This window comes from Pseudoblastomonas marina, assembly GCF_034374265.1.
Lineage (GTDB): Bacteria > Pseudomonadota > Alphaproteobacteria > Sphingomonadales > Sphingomonadaceae > Alteriqipengyuania_A > Alteriqipengyuania_A marina.
Window position 1 is genome coordinate 157,318 of the sequence record NZ_CP139718.1, and the last position, 20,651, is coordinate 177,968.

The window sequence follows — 20,651 nt, forward strand, 5'->3', positions numbered from 1 at the left end:
CGCTTGTTCAGGATCGAGCAAGCGCCCCTTTGTTAATAAAACTGCATGAAGAAATTAACATCTCTCCTTGGCGCCCTTTCGCTCGTCGGCGGCGCGACGGTGGCTTTCGCCGGTGTCACGGTCGATCGCGACTGGACCATCGGCCCTTGGATCAAGGGCAAGAACTATTCGGTCGGCATGCCGGCCCGGCCCGAAAGCACCGACGCGGGGATCGCGATCGACTTCCCGACCACGCCGCGCAGCCACGTCCATTACGTGACCTTCGATCCGGGCTCGCTCGAGGGCAAGTCCGAGATCGTCATGCGCTATCGCATCGATGCCGAACCGGGGACGCGCTTCGTCCCGCAGCAGGAGCCCGACAAGCCGGGCGCGATCTCGCTGTTCTTCCAGCGCCGCGGCGACAATTGGAGCGCACGCGGACGGTATGAATTCTATCGCTGGTACGCGCCCACGGCGAAGGTGAAGCAGCTATCGCGCGGCAATCACGAAATCCGCATCTCGCTCGACGATCCCGAGTGGATTTCGGTCGGATACCGCAATCCCGCGGTCGCGCCCGAACTGTTCGAAGCGGCCAAGCGCGATACGGCGAAGGTCGGCTTCGTGCTCGGCTCGGACGTGCTGCGTGGCCACGGCGTCTATGCGACCGGTCCGGCGCGGATGACCGTCACCGGGTTCGAGATTCGCTGACCCTCAGCCGCGTCCGATGCTGGCGTAGGTGAACCCGGCATCGCGGACGTCCTGCGGATCGTAGATATTGCGCAGGTCGACCAGCACCGGCGCCTTGGCGAGGTCCTTGATCCGCTTGAGGTCGAGCGCGCGGAACGCGTCCCACTCGGTCACGATCGCCACCGCATCGGCACCCTCGATCGCCTCGTACGGACCGTCGACCATCGTCACCTCGGGCATCAGCGGGCGCGCCTGCTCCATCCCCTCGGGATCGAACGCCGCGACCTCGACCCCGGCATCGGTGAGCGTCTGTGCGACCGCGATCGCGGGCGAATCGCGCATGTCGTCGGTGTTCGGCTTGAAGGTCAGGCCGAGTAGCGCGACCTTCTTGCCGCGCGCCTTGTCCGCGCCGCCGAGCGCGTCGAGCACCTTGCGGCCCATCGCCCGCTTGCGGCTGTCATTGACCTTGACCACCGCCTCGACGATCCGCGTCGGACTTTCGTAATCCTCGGCCGTCTTAAGCAGCGCGAGCGTGTCCTTGGGAAAGCACGAACCGCCATAGCCGGGACCGGCATGGAGGAACTTCGCCCCGATGCGGTTGTCCATCCCGATGCCGCGGCTGACGTCCTGCACGTTCGCGCCGACCTTCTCGCACAGGTCCGCCATCTCGTTGATGAAGGTGATCTTGGTCGCGAGGAAGGCGTTGGCGGCATACTTGATCAGCTCGGCCGAGCGGCGCGAGGTGAACAGGATCGGCGACTGGTTGAGGTAGAGCGGGCGATAGACCTCGCTCATCACGTCGCGACCGAACTCGTTGTCGGTGCCGATCACGATCCGGTCGGGCCGCTTGAAATCGCCGATCGCGGCGCCTTCGCGCAGGAATTCGGGGTTCGAGACGACCGCGGTACGCACGTCGAGCTTGGCATCGGCGAGGATCCGCTCGACCTCGTCGCCGGTGCCCACCGGCACGGTCGACTTGGTGACCACCACTGCATCGTTCCTGAGCGTCGCGCCGATCTCCTTCGCCACCGCGTAGACGAAGGTGAGGTCGGCATGGCCGTCGCCCCGGCGGCTCGGCGTGCCGACGGCGATGAAGATTGCATCCGCGCCGTCGATCCCCTCGGCGAGGTCGGTGGTGAAGGACAGGCGGCCCGCCTTGACGTTGGTTTCGACCAGCGCGTCGAGACCCGGTTCGTAGATCGGCATCACGCCGTTCTCGAGCGCGGCGATCTTTTTCTCGTCCTTGTCGATGCAGACCACGTCATGGCCGAAATCGGCGAAGCAGGCGCCCGAAACCAGGCCGACATAGCCCGATCCGACCATTGCGATTTTCATAGCAGACTCCTGTGGGAGATTTCCGGTGCGCCGGCTTCGCTTTCGCGCGCCTCGATCAGCCAGCGTGAGGTGCCTTCGAGGCCGAGCGCGGTCAAGCGACCGGTGGTATAGGCGCCGGTATCGATCCCGATGCGATTGGGACGGTGTTCGACCTCGTCGCTGATCGTATGGCCGTGGACGACCATCGCGTCATGCGCGTCGCGGTGCGAGAGGAACGGCTCGCGGATCCAGCGCAATTCGTGCGCGCGCTGTTCCTCGAACGGGATGGCGGGTCGGACACCTGCATGGACGAAGGCGTAGTCGCCGATCCGCACCATGTCCTCGAACCCGGCGATGAATTCGCGGTCTTCCTCAGGCACGGCGCGCTTCATCATCTCGAGCACTTCGCTGCGCGTGGCGGCACGATAGGCCTTCCGGTCGACCGGGTAGCTGAGCAGCGTTTCCTGGCCGCCATAGCGCAGGAAGTGACGCAGCACCTCGACGTCTTCGAAACTGTCGAGGAACATTTCCTCGTGATTGCCCATCAGGATCCGGACATGGCCGGTCTGGCAAAGCTGGCGTGCGCGCGCGATCACCCCGGAGCTGTCGGGTCCGCGATCGATCAGGTCGCCGAGCAGGATGAGCGTGACTTCGGCATCGGCGCGCGCCGCGTCGTCCGCGTCGATCGCTTCGAGCAGGGCATCGAACAGGTCGAGCCGCCCGTGGATATCGCCCACGGCATAGACCCGCTGCCCCGCCGGGATGGCGTGGACGGGTTCGGGAGCCTTGGGGCGTTTGAGTTTGCGAAGGGCTGACAGCATGGTGTTTGGTCGCACCGTATTCAGGTGCGCGCGGCATATAGGAAGACATCGCCATGCGGGCAACGCTTGCCTGCGATTCGCGATCCTCTAGAACCGCGGGCGATCCGCCCCCTGTCCAGCGAGACCTCGACATGCGCTTTGCCCTTGGCCTGACGGCCCTTTGCCTCCTTGCCAGCCCCGCCATCGCGCAGGACAGCTACGACACCGACCCGCCGCCGCTGCTCGAAGTCTCGGGCGGGGTCGAGCTGATGAGCGACTATCGCTTCCGCGGCATTTCGCGCTCGGACGGCGATGTCGCGGGCAAGGCGTGGGGCGAACTGCGCCACGCGACCGGCTTCTACGGCGGGGTATCGGCCTATTCGGTCGACGGTGCGCCGCAATTCGCCGATCTCGAATTCGAGACCTATACCGGGTGGAGCGGCTCGGTGCTGCCGCTGGTCGATCTCGATATCGGGGTCGCGCGGCGGATCTATGTCGGTGCGCCGGGCGCGCTCGCGACCGATTACTGGGAGCCCTATGCCGCAGTGGTCGGCGTGCTCGGCCCGGCCAAGCTGCGTTTGGGCGCGGCCTATGCGCCCGACCAGGATTCGCTCGGCAGCGACGACAATCTCTACCTTTCTGCCGATGCCGAAGTCGGGCTGCCATTCAGCCCGCTGAGCTTCGACGCGCATGTCGGTCATTCGGACGGTCCGCTGTCGGCGCAATCGCTGGTCGGTGCAGGCGACAGCGGAACCGACTGGTCGGCCGGCGTCCGCTACCAGTTCCTGCCCATGCTCTCGGCCAAGCTCGAATATGTCGGCAACGACGCGCCCGGGATGGACGGCCTGACCGACGATACCGTTGTCGGTAGCGTGACCTTCCGGTTCTAGCTCATCAGCCGAGCGTAAAGCTCACCGTCGTGACGACCCGCACCTTCTTGTAGGGGGTGTCCGACGCACCCCAGCCGCCGCTGCTGTCGCCATCGCGCGCGTCGATCGAGAAATAGCCCTGCGTGGCTTCCTTGATCGGTCCGACATCGGCGCCGCTGTCTTCGGCGAACTGTTCGGCCGCGGCGCGTGCGTCGCGGGTCGCCTCGGCCACCATTTCGGGCTTGATGTCGTTCAGTTTGGTGAAGGTGTAGGACATGCCCGAGCCTTCCTCGATCAGCACCCCGCGCCGCACGATGTCGAACTGCCGCGCGACCGCCTGCTGGGCTTTCTCGATGTCGGAGGTCCTCAGTGCGAGGCGTTCGCGCACCGTGTAGCGGGTCACCCCGTCATCGGTGTAGCTCGAAACGTTGGCCCCAGTGGGCTGCAAGGCGTCGGCGGGGAAACCGAGCTCGGCGAAAAACGCCTCGAGCGCGGCGCGATCCTGCGAAACCTTGGCCTGCGCCGCGCCGAGATCGGTGCTGGTGGTCGAATAGCTGATCGTCCAGGTCGCGAGATCGGCGGTCACTTCGCGTTCGGCGAGGCCGCGCACGGTCACCGCGCGCTCGGCTTCCTTGGCGCGCGGGATGCCGTCGCCGAGCAGGTAGCCGCCGAGCGCCATGCCGATCGCGAGGATCGCGGCGCCGCCGAGCAGGCTCAAGGTGCGGGGGTCGAAGGCGAAGCGCGAATGCGCTTGCGTGGAAGAGGCAGTGTCGTTCATCGGGACATTCTCCGGCTGGAGTTACGCGACCATACGATGAACTGTGCTTCAGCAGCGATGAACCGAGTTTGAATGAAAGGATGCCGCGATGGCCCGCTACCTCCACACCATGATCCGCGTCGCCGATCCCGATGCCGCGATCGACTTCTTCAAGCTGATCGGGCTCGAAGAAGTGCGCCGCAAGGAGAGCGAGGCGGGGCGCTTCACGCTGATCTTTCTCGCCGCCCCGGGCGAGGAAGGCGTTGCCGAACTCGAGCTGACCTACAACTGGCCGCCCGAAGACGGCAGCGCGCCCGAAGAATATTCGGGCGGGCGCAATTTCGGCCACCTCGCCTACCGGGTCGACGATATCTACGCGACCTGCCAGCGACTGATGGATGCGGGCGTGACGATCAACCGTCCTCCGCGCGACGGGCACATGGCCTTCGTCCGCTCGCCCGACGGAATCTCGGTCGAATTGCTGCAGGATGGCTATCTCGAGCCGCAGGAGCCTTGGGCGAGCATGGAGAACACCGGCAGCTGGTAAGCGTCCTTAGGCGGAGGCGGGCTGCTTTCCGGAGTCGTCGTCCGCTTCGGGCTCGGGCGATTTCGCGAAGCGCAGGATCGCATAGCCGAGCACCGCCGAGAGTAGCGAGCCGAACAACACGCCGAGCTTGGCTTCCTCGACCAGCAGCGGGTCGCGTGGGAAGGCGAGCGCGCCGATGAACAGGCTCATCGTGAAGCCGATCCCGCACAGCGTCGCTACGCCCCATAACTGGAGCGCGGAAGCACCGGCCGGTGGTTTCGCGAAGCCGATCTTGTCGGCGATCCACATCGCCCCGAAGATCCCGATCTGTTTGCCCGCGAACAGGCCCAGCGCGATCGCGAGCGGGAGCGGGCCGAGGATCTCGGCGAGACCCATGCCCTTGAGCGAGACGCCGGCATTGGCGAAGCCGAACAACGGCACGATCAGGTAGCCGTTCCACGGCACGAGCGAATGCTCCATCCGCAGCAGCATGGAATCATCGTGCCCTTTGAGCTTCAAGGGGATCGTGAAAGCCGCGAGCACGCCCGCGACGGTCGCGTGGACCCCTGAATTGAGCACCGTGAACCACAGCACGAGGGACAAGACGATATAGGGCAGCATGCGATAGACGCCGAACCGGTTGAGCGCCATCAACATCCCCAGCACGACCACCGAGGCGGCAAGCCAGGCGAGTTTGATCCCGCTGGTATAGACCAGCGCAATGATCGCCACCGCGCCGAGATCGTCGACGATCGCGACCGTCAGCAAGAACAACCGCAGCGAGGACGGCGCGCGCCGCCCGAGCAGACCCAGCACACCGACTGCGAAGGCGATGTCGGTCGCCGCCGGGATCGCCCAGCCCGAATGGAGCGAGCGGTCGTCGCCGACCACGCCGAGATAGATCAGCGCGGGTACCGCCATGCCGGCGGCGGCGGCGAGAAAGGGCAGGCGGCGCTTTTGCGCGTCGTTCAACTCGCCATCGATCAGCTCGCGCTTGATCTCGAGCCCGACGACGAAGAAGAAGATCGCCATCAACCCGTCGTTGATCCACAAATGCAGATCGTCGAGCTTGGGGATCGGCGTCCAAGCAAGCTTGCCGTAGAACAGCGTCTTGTATTCGGCATAGAGCGGCGAATTGGCGATCAGCATCGCCGCGATCGCGACCACGATCAGGACGATCCCCGCCGCCGCCTCCATCGAGGTGAACCTGTATAACGCGCTCTTTAGCGCGCCGCCGATGCTCTGTGACTCTGCCATGGGCCGCCCTTTTACGGTGGGGACGGCGGGTTTCAAGGGCATCGTTGCATGGAGCGGGCATAAGCGATACTTATCGCGTACTCCTCGCGGGGGGATACGATGCGAGGGGGCAATGGGGGGCATTGCCGATGGATGCCGAAGCGCTGCTGCCGCTCGCGCCGCAGCTGCACTGGTTGAGCCTGCTGGAACGCGAACTTTTCCTGTTCGCGGCCTTCTGGCTCGTGCTCGGCGCGCTCGACGAACTGGCGGTCGATCTTGCCTGGCTGTGGCTCCGGGCCACGGGTCGGATCCCGACCCGCCGTGCGGACCCGCCACCCCCGCGGCTGAGCGGGCACACGGCGGTGTTCGTCGCGGCGTGGGACGAGGCTGCAATCCTCGCGACCACGCTGACGCAGGTTTCGCTCGCATGGCCGCAGCCCGAGCTGCGCCTGTTCGTCGGGGTCTATCGCAACGATCCGGCAACCTTCGCTGCCGCCTGCCGCGGTGCCGCGCACGACCCGCGGATCCGCATCGTCGTCCACGACCGGCCCGGCCCCACGACCAAGGCCGATTGTCTAAACGGCCTCTACCGCGCGCTCGAACGGGAGGAGACGAGGCACGGCCTGGTGTTCCGTACGGTCATCCTGCAGGACGCAGAGGACATGGTGCACCCGGCCGCGATCGGGGTGATCGATCACGCGATCGGCACGACCGCGATGGTCCAGTTGCCGGTGCGCCCGGCGCTTGCCGGCGGAACGCGTTTCGTCTCGGGCCACTACGCCGACGAATTCGCCGAGAGCCACACCAAGGGACTGGTGGTGCGCGATGCGCTCGGCCTCGACCTGCCCGCCGCAGGGGTGGGCTGTGCGGTCGAACGCGGCATGCTTCGCCTGCTGGTCGCGGCCGGTTCCGAAGGCCCGTTCGCTGCCGACAGCCTCACCGAGGACTATGAGCTCGGCTTCCGCATCCGGCGGATGGGCGGCGGCAGCCGCTTCCTCCGCCTGCGCGACAGAAATGGCGAATTGATCGCGACGACCAGCTATTTCCCCAACGAGATCGGGCCCGCGGCGCGGCAGAAGGCGCGCTGGATCCACGGCATCGCGTTCCAGGGTTGGGACCGGCTCGGCTGGGCCGGCTCGTGGGCGAACCGCTGGATGATGCTGCGCGACCGGCGCGGGCCGATGGCGGCGCTCGTGCTGGGGACCGCCTACCTCCTGCTCGCGATCGAGGCGGTGCTGCTGCTGAGAGGGACACCGCATGCCGATAACAGCGCGATGGCACCGTGGCTGTGGTCCTTCGCGACCTTCCTGATGCTGTCGGTGCTGTGGCGCTCGGCATGGCGGGCCGCCTTCGTCGCGCGCGAATATGGCTGGAGCGAGGCGGGGTTTGCCGTTCTGCGGATCCCGGTCGCGAACGTGATCGGGATCATGGCCGGCTGGCGCGCGCTCGCCGCCTATTGCGGCAATCTGCGCGGTGCCGCGCTGCGCTGGGACAAGACGACCCACGCGGCGCATCCGGCCGCCGGTGTCCGCCTCGGCAGCCCGACATGAGGGCGACCCTGTCCCCCTCCGCGCGCGGTCGCCCGCTGATCGTGCTCGCGCTGGTGATGAGTGGCTGGATCGGGATGCGCTTCGCGTTCTGGCCGCAGGAGACCCTGCAGGCGCTCGAGCGTGCGGTGCCCGCCGCGATCCTCGCGGAGGGCGAACCCCGACGCCCGTCGATCGTCACCGCTGCGAAAGCGGGGATGCCTCCCGCGGCCTGGTCGCGACCTGCCCACGGCGCCGCCTTCCCTCCTTCGCCCTTCGTCCCGCATCCCGGGATCGCGCCGGAAGCGGGGGGCGCGGCCTTCGGCGCGCTCGACGAGGCTGCGTCGCACGACCTGTTGTGGATCGCGGCAGTGACTCGCGGCGCCTACGCTTTCCCGGCCCCGGGCATCGCCAGCGACATCGGGCGGGCGCGGGTCCTTTCGCAGAGGAGCGGGCTCGCATCGGATCGCCGTGCGAGCCAGCCCGACCGTTGGTCGCTCGACGGGTGGCTGCTGTGGCGCCCAGACGGTCGCGGGAGCGCCGCGGTCGCGCCGGCGTCTTACGGGGCCAGCCAGGCCGGTGTCCTGCTGAGCTATCGCCTGGCCCCGGGGAGCCGCTTCGCCCCCCGGGCCTATGCCCGCGCGACCGGCTTTCCCTATGGCGCCTCGCGGCCCGAGCTGGCCGCGGGCCTGTCGATCCGTCCCTTCGCCGGATGGCCGGTGCGCGCGCAGGCCGAGTTGCGGGCGACCGAACGCGATGGACGGGTCGCGGTGCGACCCGCGGCGATGCTCGTCGGTGGCGTACGGTCCGACATGCTGGGGCTCGAAGCCGATGCCTATGGACAGGCCGGTTACGTCGGAGGCGAAGATGCGACCGGCTTTGCCGATGGCAGGCTGACCTTGCGCAAGGCGTTGGCTTCGGGCGGCGGTTTCCGGCTGGCGGCGGGGGGCGGCGTGTGGGGCGGGGCGCAGCAGGGCGCGGCCCGGGTCGACGTCGGTCCATCCGCCGCCATGACGCTCGCCACCGGTCAACTCACCGCGCGCGTCGAGGCCGACTACCGGATCCGCGTGGCGGGCGATGCAGCCCCCGGCTCTGGACCTGCGCTGACGATCTCCGCCAGTTTCTGACGCACCGCCATTTTGATCGCCGAATGTTGCGTTCGCGCGCTTTCGCCGCGGGCCCCGCTGGGGTAGGGGCAGGCCGAGCCCATGGACGTCTATCTTCCCATCGCCAACCTCTCGGTCAACGGCCTCCTGATCGTCGCCCTCGGCACGATCACCGGGATGCTGTCGGGCCTGTTCGGCGTGGGCGGCGGGTTCCTGACGACGCCGCTGCTGATCTTCTACGGCGTGCCGCCGACCGTCTCCGCCGCCAGCGCGGCCTCGCAGGTCACCGGCGCGAGCGTGTCGGGCGTGTTCGCGCATCACCGGCGCGGCGGGGTCGATTACCGGATGGGCGGGATCATGGTGGTCGGCGGCGCGATCGGGACCGGGATCGGAGCGGTGTTGTTCGAATGGCTGCGCGCGCTCGGCCAGATCGATACGATCATCACCTTCCTCTACGTCGTGCTGCTCGGATCGATGGGCACGCTAATGGCGAGGGACGGCTGGCGCGCGGTCACCGCCGGGCGAGGCGGGACGAAACCCAAGGCCGCGCGACGACGCCACCACCCGCTGGTCGCCAGCCTGCCGTGGCGCATGCGATTCTACAAATCGGGCCTCTACATCTCGCCGCTCGCGCCGTTGCTGCTCGGCCTCGTGGTCGGGATCATCACCATGCTGATGGGGGTCGGCGGCGGCTTCATCCTCGTCCCCGCGATGCTCTACCTCCTCGGGATGGGCGCAGGCGTGGTGGTCGGCACCTCGCTGTTCCAGATCCTGTTCGTGACGATGGTCACCACCTTCATGCACGCGATCACCACCCAGGCGGTCGATATCGTGCTCGCGGCGCTGCTGCTGGTGGGCTCGGTCTCGGGCGCGCAGATCGGCGCCTCGCTGGCGCAGAAATCGAAGCCCGAAGTGCTGCGCCTCGTGCTCGCGGTGGTGGTGCTCGCGATCGCGGTGCGGATGGTGCTCCAGCTGTTCTATTCGCCCGACGAGGTCTACACGGTGGCCCCGCTGTGAGGGTGCTGCTCGCCCTGATGGCGCTGCTCGCGCTGACCGGCGCGCGCGACCCGCAGCTGGTCCCCTCAGTGTCGCAGGACGAGATCGCGGTCCGCCAGGGCTTCACCGGGACGGAGTTGCTGCTGTTCGGTGCGATCCTGCCACCCGAACAGGGCGCGCCGCCCGAGCCCTACGATGTGGTCGTCGTGCTCAAGGGCCCGACAAGCTCGGTGGTCGTGCGCGAAAAGCAGCAGGTCGCGGGTATCTGGATGAACGTCGATGCCGCCGAATTCCGTTCGGTGCCGAGTTTCTATGCCGTCGCCAGCTCGCGCGAGATCGCCGCGGTGGTCGATGCGCGGACGGCCGCGATCTACGAACTCGGCCTGCCCTACCTGCAATTGTCGCCGATCGGGGCGATCGATCCCGAACAGCAGGCGCGCATTGCCGCCGGGCTGGTCGAGCGGCGCCGCGGCGAGGGGCATTACCAACAGGTCGAAGGCGGGGTGCAGGTCAAGGGCGGGGTGCTCTACGAGGCGCGCTTCGAATTGCCCTCGAGCGTCGAGACCGGGACCTATACCGCCGAGACCTTCGTGATCTCGCGCGGGCGGGTGCTGGTCTCCGAGATCGCGCGGGTCGAGGTGCGCAAGGTCGGGTTCGAGAAACGGGTCGCCGATTACGCCGAGAACGAAGAGGTCTGGTACGGGCTGTTCGCGGTTTTTCTGTCGATTTTCATGGGGTGGGCGGCCGGTCGCCTGTTCGCGCTGGTCTGATCCGCCGCAGTACTGCGGTGGTCCGTGCCCCCGCGCATTCGTAATTAGCTAGAAATTAACCGGTTTCGGCCAAGGTCCCGAATGAGACAAAGCGCCCATGGACACGGCGACAAGGGATCACGCATGACCGAAATGAGCGGAAAATTCCCGCCCGAAAAGCAAACAGGCGATGGGGACGACCCCTCGCTCGATCGGCTGCGCCGCGCGGCGCAGCGCGGTCGGCCGGGCCATCTGGAAGAGGCGGTCGCGCGCCCCGAGGCCCCGCAACCCCGCCGCGATCAACCGGCGGCCGGGCCGGGCCAGGCCAGCCGCCCATCCGCCGAGACGCTCGAAGCCGTGGGCGCCGCGCCCGCGGATCGAAAACCTCGCCCAGCGAGCGGGCCGGAAAAGGCCTCCTCATCGCTCGGCGCGAACGCCACCACCCCGATCGGCAAGGTCGTCGAGATCGCCGGCTCGGGCTCGCGCATCCTGCTCGATCTCAACCGGCTCCATGCCTGCAGCGAAGACGACGACCCTTCGATCATGCTGGCGGGCCAGGTCGGCAGCCAGGTCAAGATCCGGGTCGGCAAGAACTGGTTGCTCGCCAGCGTCCGGACGCAGAAACAGGACGATAGCGTCGTCGGCGGGATCGTCGCCGCGATCGACTTCCTCGGCGAAGGCAACGAGGAACGGCTGACTGGACGGCTCACCGGCTTCCGTCGCGGCGTCACCACCTACCCGGTGCCCGGATCCGAAGTGTTCCCGGCGACCAGCGACGATCTGCGCCAGATCTACGCCAGCGACGGGCGCGCCAACGTCCAGATCGGCAAGGTCTTCCCGACCAAGGACATTCGCGCGGGTCTCTATATCGACGCCATGCTGGGCAAGCACTTCGCGCTGCTCGGCTCGACCGGTACCGGTAAGTCCACCGGTGCCGCTCTGATCCTCCACCGGATCTGCCAGGCGGCCCCCGAAGGCCACATCGTGATGATCGACCCGCACGGCGAATACTCGGCCGCGTTCCGACAGACCGGGATGATCTTCGACGTCAGCAATCTGCAGATGCCGTACTGGTTGATGAATTTCGACGAGCACTGCGAGGTGTTCCTCACCACCCGCGGCAACGAACGCCAAACCGATGCCGACATTCTCGCCCGCTGCCTGCTGAAGGCGCGGCAGAAGAGCCGGCTTGCCGAAGGCATGAACAAGCTGACGGTCGATTCGCCGATTCCGTATCTGCTGTCGGACCTGACCTCGATCCTGCAAGACGAGATGGGCAAGCTCGACAAGGCGAGCTCCTCGATTCCCTATATGCGGATCAAGTCGAAGATCGACGAGCTCAAGGCCGATCCGCGCTACCAGTTCATGTTTTCGGGCATGCTGGTGGGCGACACGATGGCCGAATTCATCGGCAAGATCTTCCGCCTGCCCGCCGAAGGCAAGCCGATCTCGATCGTCGACGTCTCGGGTGTGCCGTCGGACATCACCTCGACCGTGGTCGCAGTGCTCTCGCGGCTCACCTTCGACTACGCGATCTGGTCGCGCGACGAGAAGACGCGCCCGATCCTGCTCGTGTGCGAAGAAGCGCACCGCTACGTCCCCAACGAGAAGAACGCAGACGGGTCCTCGGTCGGCAACATCCTCTCGCGCATCGCCAAGGAAGGCCGCAAATACGGGGTCAGCCTCGGGCTGATCACCCAGCGCCCGTCGGACCTTGCCGAAGGCGTGCTGTCGCAGTGCGGCACGATCATCTCGATGCGCCTCAACAACGATCGCGACCAGGCCTTCGTGAAGGCCGCGATGCCCGAAGGCGCGCGCGGCTTCCTCGATTCGATCCCCGCCCTGCGCAACCGCGAATGCATCATCTGCGGCGAGGGCGTCTCGATCCCGGTGCGGGTCAGCTTCGACACGCTCGAGGAACACAAGCGCCCGGCGTCGGAAGACCCGAGCTTCGCAGCGCTGTGGAACGATGGCGGCGGCGAAGAGGAATCGGTCGGTCGGACCGTGGCGCGCTGGCGCTCGCAGGGGCGCTAGCCGCATACCCTGCAATCCGGGTCCTTCGCGATCCGGATCGTCTTCATGCCCGGCACGATCCCGTCGAGTATATGCAGGCGGCCCCATTGCGGGTCGCCGAAACCCGCATGTCCGTCGAGCAGGACGCGGATCGCCTGCATCGCGGCGAAACTGCCGACCCAGCCCGCCATCGCGCCGAGGATTCCGTTTTCGGCGCAGGTGTCGCAATCGTCAGCGTCGAACGCGTCGCCGACGAAGCAGCGATAGCATGGTTCCTCGGCCCGGTGCCCGGCAAAGGCCGCGACCTGTCCCTGGAACCGCGCCACCGCGGCCGAGAGCAAGGGGATACCGGCTGCGACGCAGGCATCGGAGACTGCGAGGCGGGTGGCGAAATTGTCGGTCCCGTCGAGCACGAGGTCGGCGCCTGCGATCGCGCGGCCCGCGGATCCGGCGTCGACATGCTCGCCAAAGGTCTCGACTTCGAGCTGGCGATCGAATTCGCGTAGCCAGGCCGCCGCCTTGGCCCGCTTGGGTGCCCCGACATCGCCTTCGCCGTAGAGCATCTGGCGCTGGAGATTGCTCGCCGAGACGCCGTCGTCGTCGATCAGCGTGAAGCGGCCCACGCCCGCACCCGCGAGGTATTGCAGCGCGGGCGATCCGATCCCGCCCAACCCGACCAGCGCCACATGCGCGTTCGCCAGCGCGACCTGTCCGGCACCGCCGATCTCGGGCAGGATGATCTGGCGGGCGAAACGGTCGAGACGATCGGGAGCGAGAGCCATGCCAGCGCTTTAGGCGCGTGAGGACAGCCCTGTCGATATCGCAGGGACGGTCTGTGGCTTCGTGGTGGAAAGCCGGTGGTCCGGCGGTGGATAGCGAAATCCACCGCCGGTAGCCGGTTGCAGCGTTCGATCAGCTCTCGAGCTGGCGCAGCAGCGAGCGGACGTCGCCGTCCATGTCGGCATCGCGCTTGCGCAGGTCCTCGATCAGGCGAACCGCGTGAATCACCGTCGAGTGGTCTCGCCCGCCGAACTTGCGCCCGATTTCGGGATAGGAACGCGGGGTGAGGACCTTGGACAGGTACATCGCGACCTGGCGCGGGCGGACCACCGCGCGGGCGCGGCGGCGCGAGCTCATCTCGCCGCGATCGACGCGGTAGAACTGGCACACGGTGCGCTGGATCTCGTCGATCGTGATCCGGCGACGATTGGCCGAGAGGATATCGGTCAGCTGCTCTTCGGCGAGCTGGAGCGAGACGGCCTGCCCGGTCAGCTGGGCGTAGGCGATCAGCTTGTTGAGCCCGCCCACCAGTTCGCGAATGTTGCGGGTGATCGTGCGCGCGAGGAATTCGATCACGTCGCCCGGCACTTCGAGCGGGGCGAACTTCTTGAGCCGCGCTTCGAGGATCAGGCGGCGCAAATCGATATCGGCCGCGGCGATATCGGCGACCAGGCCCATCGAAAGGCGCGACAGGAGGCGCGGTTCGACCCCGTCCAATGCCTGCGGGGCGCGGTCGGCGGCGAAGATCAGGCGCTTGCCCTCGGCGAGCAGCGCATCGATCGTGTAGAGCAGTTCCTCCTGCGCCGAAGCCTTGCCGATGATGAACTGGATGTCGTCGACCAGCAGCAGGTCGAAGCCGCGCAGCCGCGCCTTGAACTCGATCATCTCGTTCTGGCGCAGCGCCTGGACGAACTCGACCATGAAGCGCTCGGCCGAGCAGTAGAAGATGCGCGCGCGCGGATGGTTGGCGAGATAGGAATGGCCGATCGCGTGCAGCAGGTGGGTCTTGCCCTGGCCGGTCGCGCCCTTGAGGTAGAGCGGTGAGAACTGCGGGGTCTCGGTTGCTGCCATGCGCTGCGCGGCGTTGCAGGCGAGCACGTTGGCATCGCCGGTGACGAAGCTGTCGAAGGTCTGCGACGGATCGAGCCCGACCGTGCTCTGGCCGAGCGTGCCGACCTGGCCGCTGGCGAGCGCGATGGCAGACGAGTCGAGGCCGTGGTCGTTGGCCGGCGCGCGCTTGCTGTCTTCGCCCAGACGCAGTTCGGACAGTTCGCGGCGACCAGGATGAACCTGGATGCGGACGCTCTTCACGTCGCCGCGCGCGATCTTCCACGCCAGGCTCAGCCGGTCGGCGAAACGATCGGCGACCCAGTTGGCCGAAAATTCGGTCGGCAGGAAGAGGTCGAGCGTGCCCGTCTCCTTGCACAGGCCGCCGAGCTGGATCGGCTTGATCCACTGCGAGAAGAGCTGCGCGCCAAGATCCTTGCGAAGGCCGGTGGAAATATCCGCCCAATCCGCCTGAAGTCCCATCGCTTCGAGTTCTTCAGCCGTTGGTTCGCGTTCTACCTTAGCCATCGCGTTGCCTCATCCCCCTAATAGCCCGCGTCCAAGGGCTGAATTTGTTGCGTGCAGCACTATCCATCGACTCCGCGCGGATTGGTTGCGGAGCCGACTGGCAGGGATACGCCCCCGCGCATCTCCCGAATAAGATAATCCTGTGTGTCGCCGGACCCGAGATCGTCGCCGGCAGGACTATTTTGTAAGTGCAAATCACAGCTGGTGACAATGCCGAAGATGACACTTTTTTTAAATAAAGCGCCTTGACAGCCCGGGGCCCGCAGGAATCCGTCAGCCCTCGAAAAAGGGCTTAAATTTCATTTGTTTGGTGCAGGGCGCAAAACACGAATCGTTGAAAATCCACGATTCGGGTGACGCTCTGCGCGACGTCATTGTGCAGTACACATATGTTAAGTTCGTGTTTTGTTCCAGCCCGGTTTCGACCCGCAACCGGATTGTCCGGTTGCGGGTCGCGAATCGGTTAGCCGTGACGGCGAATCAGAGCGCGGCGACGCGCTTGGTCAGCCGGCTGTATTTACGCGAAGCGGTGTTCTTGTGCAGCACGCCCTTGGCGACACCGCGATAGATTTCGGGCTGCGCGGCCTGCAGCGCATCGGCGGCGGCCTTCTTGTCGCCGGCCTCGCACGCGGTCTCCACCTTCTTGATGAAGCTGCGGATGCGGCTCTTGCGATTCATGTTCGTCGTTTCGCGCTTCTCGTTGCGACGGATGCGCTTCTTGGCTTGCGGCGTATTGGCCATGTCTGTCCTTCGTGTCGATCGCCGCTGATGCCGGGCGATCCGTTCAAATTCTGGTGTCCGATATGGTGCGCGCGCACAGAATCGCAAGCGAACCGGCGCGAGAAGCGCGGCCCCTAGCCTCGACCGGGGCGCGGGTCAAGGAAAACGCGGTTCAACGCTGGCATTTGGGGCAATACCAGGTGCTCCGCCCGCCTTGGTCGAAGCGGCGGATGCTTCCGTCACCGCGGCGACACGGCTCTCCCTCGCGGCCATAGGCGTCGAAGCGGGTTGCGAAATAGCCGAGCGCGCCGTCGGGCTGGGCGTAATCGCGCAAGGTCGACCCGCCATCGGCGATCGACTGGGTCAGCACCTCGCGGATCGCTGGCAAGAGCCGTCCGAGCGCGGCTTTCGACACCTGCCCGCCCGCGCGCTTGGGATTGATCCGCGCGCGCCACAGCGCCTCGCAGACGTAGATATTGCCGAGCCCGGCGACGATCCGCTGGTCGAGCAGGCACAGCTTGATCGCCTGCTTCCTTCCGGCGAGCGCGGTGTGCAGATGGTCGACCGTCAGCGACTCGCCCAGCGGTTCTGGTCCCATCGCTGCAAACGGCGACCATGCGTCGAGCGCGGCGGTATCGACGAGGTCGACCGAGCCGAAGCGGCGCGGATCGTTGAGCGCGAAGCGGTGCCCCTCGGTCTCGATCACCAAGTGGTCGTGCGCTTCGTCCTCCGCCGGGTCGATCCGCCAGCGCCCGCTCATGCCGAGATGAAAGACAAGCGTGCGCGCGCGATCGGTATGGAGCAGTCCGTATTTGGCGCGCCGCCCGAGCGAGGTGATCGTCGCCCCGGTCATTGCCTGCACCAGATCGGCTGGAAAGGGTCGTCGCATGTCGGGCCGGTTTAGCACCACCCGGGTGACACGTTCGCCCTCGAGATATCGCGCCAACCCGCGCACGGTGGTTTCGACTTCGGGAAGTTCGGGCATAAGATCGGCCCTAACACCCTTTGCCCGAGCTGCAATTCCCCTTAAGGCGCTGCGCATGAGCGAAACCGAAACCGTTTCCTTCGGCTACGAAGAAGTCGCGCCCGAAGAGAAGACGCGCCGCGTGGGCGACGTGTTCTCCAATGTCGCATCGAAATACGACATCATGAACGATGCGATGTCGGGCGGCATGCACCGATTGTGGAAGGACCAGTTCGTCCACCGGGTGAAGCCGCGCGCGGGCGAGGCGGTGCTCGACATGGCGGGCGGCACGGGCGACATCGCCTTCCGCATGGCCGCGCGCGGGGCCGAGGTAACGGTTGCCGACATCAACCAGGACATGCTCGACGTCGGCGTCGAGCGCGCGATGGAGCGCGGCATTTCGGGCCTCGTCTGGTCGCGGCAGGACGCCAGTGCGCTGAGCTATCCCGATCGCTGCTTCGATGCCTACACGATCGCGTTCGGCATCCGGAACGTGACCGACATTCCCGCCGCCTTGCGCGAGGCGCACAGAGTTCTGCGCCATGGCGGGCGGTTCTTCTGCCTGGAATTCTCGACTCCGACCTGGCCCGGTTTCAAGCAGGCCTACGACGTTTACTCGCACAGGATCGTGCCCAAGCTCGGCAAGGCGATCGCGGACGACGAGGAGAGCTATCGCTACCTCGTCGAATCGATCCGCCGTTTCCCCAAGATGCCCGAATTCGCCGATATGATCCGCGAGGCGGGTTTCGCGCAGGTCAAGGTCGAGCCGGTCCTCGGCGGCGTGGTCGCGATCCATTCGGGCTGGAAGATCTAGCGCAGTGACACGACCGAGAACGCATCTCTGGCGGCTCTTGAAATGGGGCCGTACGCTGGCACGGCACGGCGCGCTGCGCCCGATCGAGCAGGCGCCGCAGACCCCCGCGCCGGTCAAGCGCGTGGCGCGGCTGGCGCGGTTCGGCGCGATCCAGCCCTCCGAACCCAATTACGCGCGCGCGTTCGAGGATATCGGCCCCGCCGCGATCAAGCTCGGTCAGTCGCTCGCCACCAGGCCCGACCTCGTGGGCGAGGCGGCGGCGCGCAATCTGCTCAGCCTGCAGGATTCGCTCCCCCCGGTGCCGTTCGCGGCGATCAGGCGCGAGATCGAGGCTAGCTTCGGCCAGCCGATCGACACGCTCTATGCGCATATCGATCCCGAACCGGTCGGCTCGGCCTCGATCGCGCAGGTCCATCGCGCGACCACGATCGAAGGCCGCGACGTCGCGGTCAAGGTGCTGCGCCCGGGCATCCGCGATCGCTTTGCCAGGGACATCGAGACCTATGAATGGGCCGCTGCGCACGTCGAGGCGCTCGGCGGCGAGGCGGCGCGGCTGCGGCCCGCGCTGACGATCGCCAATTTCAAGCGCTGGACCCTGCGCGAGCTCGACCTGCGGCGCGAGGCGGCGTCGGCTTCCGAACTCGCCGAATCGATGAAGGGATACGAAGGCTATTGCGTGCCCGGGATCGACTGGGACCGCACCAATGGCCGGGTGATGACGATCGAGTGGATCGACGGCATCAAGATCAGCGACACCGAGGCGCTCAAGGCCGCGGGGCACGACCTGCCCGAACTCGCGCGGCGACTCGTTCTCGCCTTCCTCACCCAGGCGATCGCAGCGGGCTATTTCCATGCCGACATGCACCAGGGGAACCTGTTCGTGCAGGCCGACGGAACGATCGTCGCGATCGATTTCGGGATCATGGGCCGGATCGACCGCCGCGCGCGGGCGTGGCTGGCGGAGATCCTCTACGGGCTGACCACGGGCAATTACCGCCGCGTCGCCGAAATCCATTTCGAGGCGCAATACGTTCCCTCGCACCACTCGGTCGAGGAATTCGCCACCGCGCTCCGCGCCGTGGGCGAGCCGATGCGCGGCAAGCCGGTGAGCGAGCTGTCGGTCGGCCAGATGCTCGACGGGCTGTTCGCGATCACCCGCGATTTCGACATGCAGACCCAGCCGCATCTGCTGCTGCTGCAGAAGACCATGGTGATGGTCGAGGGGATCGCCACCCAACTCGATCCCGAGATCAACATGTGGGACGTCTCGGCGCCCTATGTGCGCGGCTGGATCCGCGACGAGCTCGGCCCCGAGGCCGCGCTGGCCGATCGCCTGCGCGAGGACACCGAGACGCTGCTGCGAATCCCGGCGCTGATCCGCCGACTCGAGGAGCAGTACCCGCCCAAGGGCGGCGCGCCCGAACCGCCGCCGCTCCCCGAGGTCGAACTGGTGTGGGAGCGCAGCCGGGAGCCACGCCGCTGGCCGGGCTATCTGCTCGCGGGCGCGGCCGGTATAGCGGTCGCCTGGCTCGCCGCGGCACAGGGCTGGATCGGCTAGGACGCGCTTCGGGGGAGGGGCATGACGGACAAGGCACCGGGTTGGGATCGCTTCGCGCATTGGCGCAAGGGTCCGGCGCGGCTGCTGCTGTTCGCGGTCGTGCTGGTGCTCGCGCTCGCGGCGCTGACCCCGTCGCCCAATTCGAAGACCGGCGAGGCGGCCGACGTTCCCTCGCTAACCGGCGACAATCCCGAGCGTCCGCGCGACGACGACCTCACGCTCTACGACAACGTGGTCGAGCGGTTGCGCGGCGGCGAGCAGTATTACGACGTCATCGCCGAGGAACACCGCAAGCTGCCGTTCCCCCTGCAACCCGGCCTCGCCGTTCGGCTTCCGACGCTCGCCTATATCCTCGCCCTTGTCGGCGACGGGGGCATGGTGCCGATCGGGCTGGCGCTGATGGCGCTGACGGTGTGGGCGTGGTGGTGCCGCTTCGACGACGAACCCGGGGGAGAGAACTTCCGCCTCGTCGGGAGCGCGCTGGTACTGGTCGGCGTCTCGCTTGGCCTCGCGCGCTATTTCTTTGCCATGCACGAGCTGTGGGCGGGGCTGCTGGTCGCGCTGGCGCTGGGGCTGCACCGGCCGGGGCGCTGGGGCTGGTCGCTCGCCGTGCTGGCGCTTGCGCTGGCGATCCGCGAGACGGTGCTGCCGGTGGTGCTACTCCTCGGCGCGATGGCATTCTGGCGGCGCGACTGGAAGGAAGGCGCGGCGTGGAGCGCGCTGGCGATCCTCTTCGCGATCGCGCTGCTGATCCACCTGCACATCATCGCGGGGCTGGTGCGCCCGGGCGATCCGGTCGGTCCGTCGTGGCTGACGCTGCGCGGGCTGCAGGGCTGGATCGGCAATGTGGTGCTGTCGTCGAACCTGCGCTGGTTGCCGCATTCTCTCGCCGGACCGCTGGTGTTCCTGATGATCCTCGGCTGGGCGGGGTGGAAAAGCCCCGCGGGACGCACGCTCACGTTCTTCTCGCTCGGCTACGGCCTCGCCTTCATGATCGCGGGGCGCAACGAGAACTTCTACTGGGGCATGGTCGTCGCCCCGGCGATGTTCGCAGGGCTGGCGATGGCCCCGATGGCGTTACGCTCGCTCTGGCGCAGCGCGTTTCCTAGCGTCGCCTAGGCTTCGCCGGTTTCCTCGACCCGGTGGTGCGGCAGCGCCAGCCGGGCATAGGCGAGCACGATCACGTGCGCGGCCTCGACCAGCATCGGGAGCCACCAGCCTTCGTAGGTCCCGTCAACGACGGCGCTCAGCCCACGCCCGATGAAGGCGACGCCGAACAGCGCGATCGGCACCAGCAGCAGGTCGCCGCGCCGCTTCCACGCGCCCCACACCATGAAGATCGCGGCGGTGATGAAAAAGGCGGTCATGTCCGCGCGGAGCACAGCGCGGCCCTGCTCGCCCGCGGGAACCAGGCCGAAATCGCTCCCCGCGGAGACCGGGTTAAGGAAGAACCCGATTCCGATAACCAAGTCGATTATGGCTGCCGCAACGATGAGGAAGGTTAGGATGAGCCGCATGTAATCTAGTCTCCCGATGGTCGGTCTTTACCGTGGCCCATCGGGCGCGGCGTGGCAATGTGCCGGAATATTGGGCGCTGGAATAGTGGGGCGGGGGACGCTAGCAAGCGCGGTTATGAACGCATGGGCCGACAATTCTCGCAGGATGGGTTTCACGGGGCAGCG

General features: G+C 66.9%; 20 protein-coding genes. 11 read left to right on the plus strand and 9 right to left on the minus strand.

Annotated features, from left to right (window positions below; genetic code table 11):
• The first annotated feature begins 45 nt into the window (after nucleotides 1-45).
• A complete protein-coding gene (locus tag T8S45_RS00735; RefSeq protein ID WP_322294296.1) occupies nucleotides 46-687 on the plus strand; it encodes a hypothetical protein in 642 nt (213 codons plus the stop codon).
• 3 nt (nucleotides 688-690) lie between these two features.
• Here T8S45_RS00735 and T8S45_RS00740 read toward each other — a convergent pair whose 3' ends face one another.
• On the minus strand, nucleotides 691-2,001 hold the full coding sequence (locus T8S45_RS00740; protein ID WP_322294297.1) for a UDP-glucose dehydrogenase family protein: 1,311 nt from the start codon (nucleotides 1,999-2,001) through the stop codon (nucleotides 691-693).
• Complete coding sequence (locus tag T8S45_RS00745) at nucleotides 1,998-2,801, minus strand: metallophosphoesterase family protein (protein ID WP_188641210.1); 804 nt, start codon at nucleotides 2,799-2,801, stop codon at nucleotides 1,998-2,000. Before T8S45_RS00745 ends, T8S45_RS00740 begins: the two co-directional genes overlap by 4 nt.
• 131 nt (nucleotides 2,802-2,932) lie before the next feature.
• On the opposite strand from T8S45_RS00745, the gene T8S45_RS00750 reads away from it, so the two are divergent.
• Nucleotides 2,933-3,670, plus strand: a complete 738-nt coding sequence (locus T8S45_RS00750; protein WP_322294298.1) for a TorF family putative porin — start codon at nucleotides 2,933-2,935, stop codon at nucleotides 3,668-3,670.
• Nucleotides 3,671-3,674: 4 nt separating this feature from the next.
• On the opposite strand, the gene T8S45_RS00755 is transcribed toward T8S45_RS00750, so the two are convergent.
• A complete protein-coding gene (locus T8S45_RS00755) occupies nucleotides 3,675-4,427 on the minus strand; it encodes an SIMPL domain-containing protein (protein WP_407654919.1) in 753 nt (250 codons plus the stop codon).
• 88 nt (nucleotides 4,428-4,515) lie between these two features.
• Between T8S45_RS00755 and T8S45_RS00760 the strand changes: the two genes are divergently transcribed.
• On the plus strand, nucleotides 4,516-4,953 hold the full coding sequence (locus tag T8S45_RS00760) for a VOC family protein (RefSeq protein ID WP_322294299.1): 438 nt from the start codon (nucleotides 4,516-4,518) through the stop codon (nucleotides 4,951-4,953).
• 6 nt (nucleotides 4,954-4,959) lie between these two features.
• Here T8S45_RS00760 and nhaA read toward each other — a convergent pair whose 3' ends face one another.
• Nucleotides 4,960-6,189, minus strand: a complete 1,230-nt coding sequence (gene nhaA, locus T8S45_RS00765) for a Na+/H+ antiporter NhaA (protein ID WP_322294300.1) — start codon at nucleotides 6,187-6,189, stop codon at nucleotides 4,960-4,962.
• A gap of 128 nt (nucleotides 6,190-6,317) precedes the next feature.
• Between nhaA and T8S45_RS00770 the strand changes: the two genes are divergently transcribed.
• The 5 genes from T8S45_RS00770 (at nucleotide 6,318) to T8S45_RS00790 (ending at nucleotide 12,579) form a co-directional block, all read left to right on the plus strand.
• A complete protein-coding gene (locus T8S45_RS00770) occupies nucleotides 6,318-7,718 on the plus strand; it encodes a glycosyl transferase family protein (RefSeq protein ID WP_322294301.1) in 1,401 nt (466 codons plus the stop codon).
• Nucleotides 7,715-8,821: a hypothetical protein gene (locus T8S45_RS00775; RefSeq protein ID WP_322294302.1), complete on the plus strand. Its 1,107-nt coding sequence runs from the start codon at nucleotides 7,715-7,717 to the stop codon at nucleotides 8,819-8,821. The genes T8S45_RS00770 and T8S45_RS00775 overlap by 4 nt, the downstream gene beginning before the upstream one ends.
• Before the next feature lie 81 nt (nucleotides 8,822-8,902).
• Nucleotides 8,903-9,817, plus strand: coding sequence for a sulfite exporter TauE/SafE family protein (locus T8S45_RS00780; protein ID WP_188641216.1), 915 nt, complete (start codon nucleotides 8,903-8,905; stop codon nucleotides 9,815-9,817).
• Nucleotides 9,814-10,566 (plus strand): TIGR02186 family protein, encoded by a 753-nt coding sequence (locus T8S45_RS00785; protein ID WP_322294303.1) that lies wholly within the window; start codon nucleotides 9,814-9,816, stop codon nucleotides 10,564-10,566. Before T8S45_RS00780 ends, T8S45_RS00785 begins: the two co-directional genes overlap by 4 nt.
• Nucleotides 10,567-10,689: 123 nt before the next feature.
• Complete coding sequence (locus T8S45_RS00790) at nucleotides 10,690-12,579, plus strand: ATP-binding protein (RefSeq protein ID WP_322294304.1); 1,890 nt, start codon at nucleotides 10,690-10,692, stop codon at nucleotides 12,577-12,579.
• On the opposite strand, the gene T8S45_RS00795 is transcribed toward T8S45_RS00790, so the two are convergent.
• The 4 genes from T8S45_RS00795 to mutM all read right to left on the minus strand — a co-directional run bounded on the left by T8S45_RS00795 (nucleotide 12,576) and on the right by mutM (nucleotide 16,618).
• Complete coding sequence (locus tag T8S45_RS00795) at nucleotides 12,576-13,340, minus strand: HesA/MoeB/ThiF family protein (RefSeq protein WP_322294305.1); 765 nt, start codon at nucleotides 13,338-13,340, stop codon at nucleotides 12,576-12,578. The two genes, T8S45_RS00790 and T8S45_RS00795, sit on opposite strands and share 4 nt — an antisense overlap.
• A gap of 130 nt (nucleotides 13,341-13,470) precedes the next feature.
• Nucleotides 13,471-14,913 carry a chromosomal replication initiator protein DnaA gene (gene dnaA / locus T8S45_RS00800; protein WP_188641219.1) on the minus strand — a complete coding sequence of 481 codons (1,443 nt, stop codon included), beginning with the start codon at nucleotides 14,911-14,913 and terminating at the stop codon, nucleotides 13,471-13,473.
• 480 nt (nucleotides 14,914-15,393) lie between these two features.
• Complete coding sequence (gene rpsT, locus T8S45_RS00805) at nucleotides 15,394-15,654, minus strand: 30S ribosomal protein S20 (protein ID WP_188641220.1); 261 nt, start codon at nucleotides 15,652-15,654, stop codon at nucleotides 15,394-15,396.
• A 151-nt stretch (nucleotides 15,655-15,805) separates the two neighbouring features.
• Nucleotides 15,806-16,618, minus strand: coding sequence for a bifunctional DNA-formamidopyrimidine glycosylase/DNA-(apurinic or apyrimidinic site) lyase (gene mutM, locus T8S45_RS00810; RefSeq protein ID WP_322294306.1), 813 nt, complete (start codon nucleotides 16,616-16,618; stop codon nucleotides 15,806-15,808).
• 55 nt (nucleotides 16,619-16,673) lie between these two features.
• On the opposite strand from mutM, the gene T8S45_RS00815 reads away from it, so the two are divergent.
• Genes T8S45_RS00815 through T8S45_RS00825 form a run of 3 tightly spaced genes read left to right on the plus strand, consistent with a single transcriptional unit; the run spans nucleotide 16,674 to nucleotide 20,088 of the window.
• Entirely contained in the window at nucleotides 16,674-17,411 is a 738-nt protein-coding gene (locus T8S45_RS00815; protein WP_322294307.1) for a class I SAM-dependent methyltransferase, read from the plus strand.
• 4 nt (nucleotides 17,412-17,415) lie between these two features.
• Nucleotides 17,416-18,969, plus strand: coding sequence for a 2-polyprenylphenol 6-hydroxylase (gene ubiB, locus T8S45_RS00820; RefSeq protein ID WP_322294308.1), 1,554 nt, complete (start codon nucleotides 17,416-17,418; stop codon nucleotides 18,967-18,969).
• Nucleotides 18,970-18,990: 21 nt separating this feature from the next.
• Nucleotides 18,991-20,088: a hypothetical protein gene (locus tag T8S45_RS00825; protein ID WP_322294309.1), complete on the plus strand. Its 1,098-nt coding sequence runs from the start codon at nucleotides 18,991-18,993 to the stop codon at nucleotides 20,086-20,088.
• On the opposite strand, the gene T8S45_RS00830 is transcribed toward T8S45_RS00825, so the two are convergent.
• Nucleotides 20,085-20,486, minus strand: a complete 402-nt coding sequence (locus T8S45_RS00830) for a hypothetical protein (protein ID WP_322294310.1) — start codon at nucleotides 20,484-20,486, stop codon at nucleotides 20,085-20,087. The two genes, T8S45_RS00825 and T8S45_RS00830, sit on opposite strands and share 4 nt — an antisense overlap.
• Nucleotides 20,487-20,651: the final 165 nt, after the last annotated feature.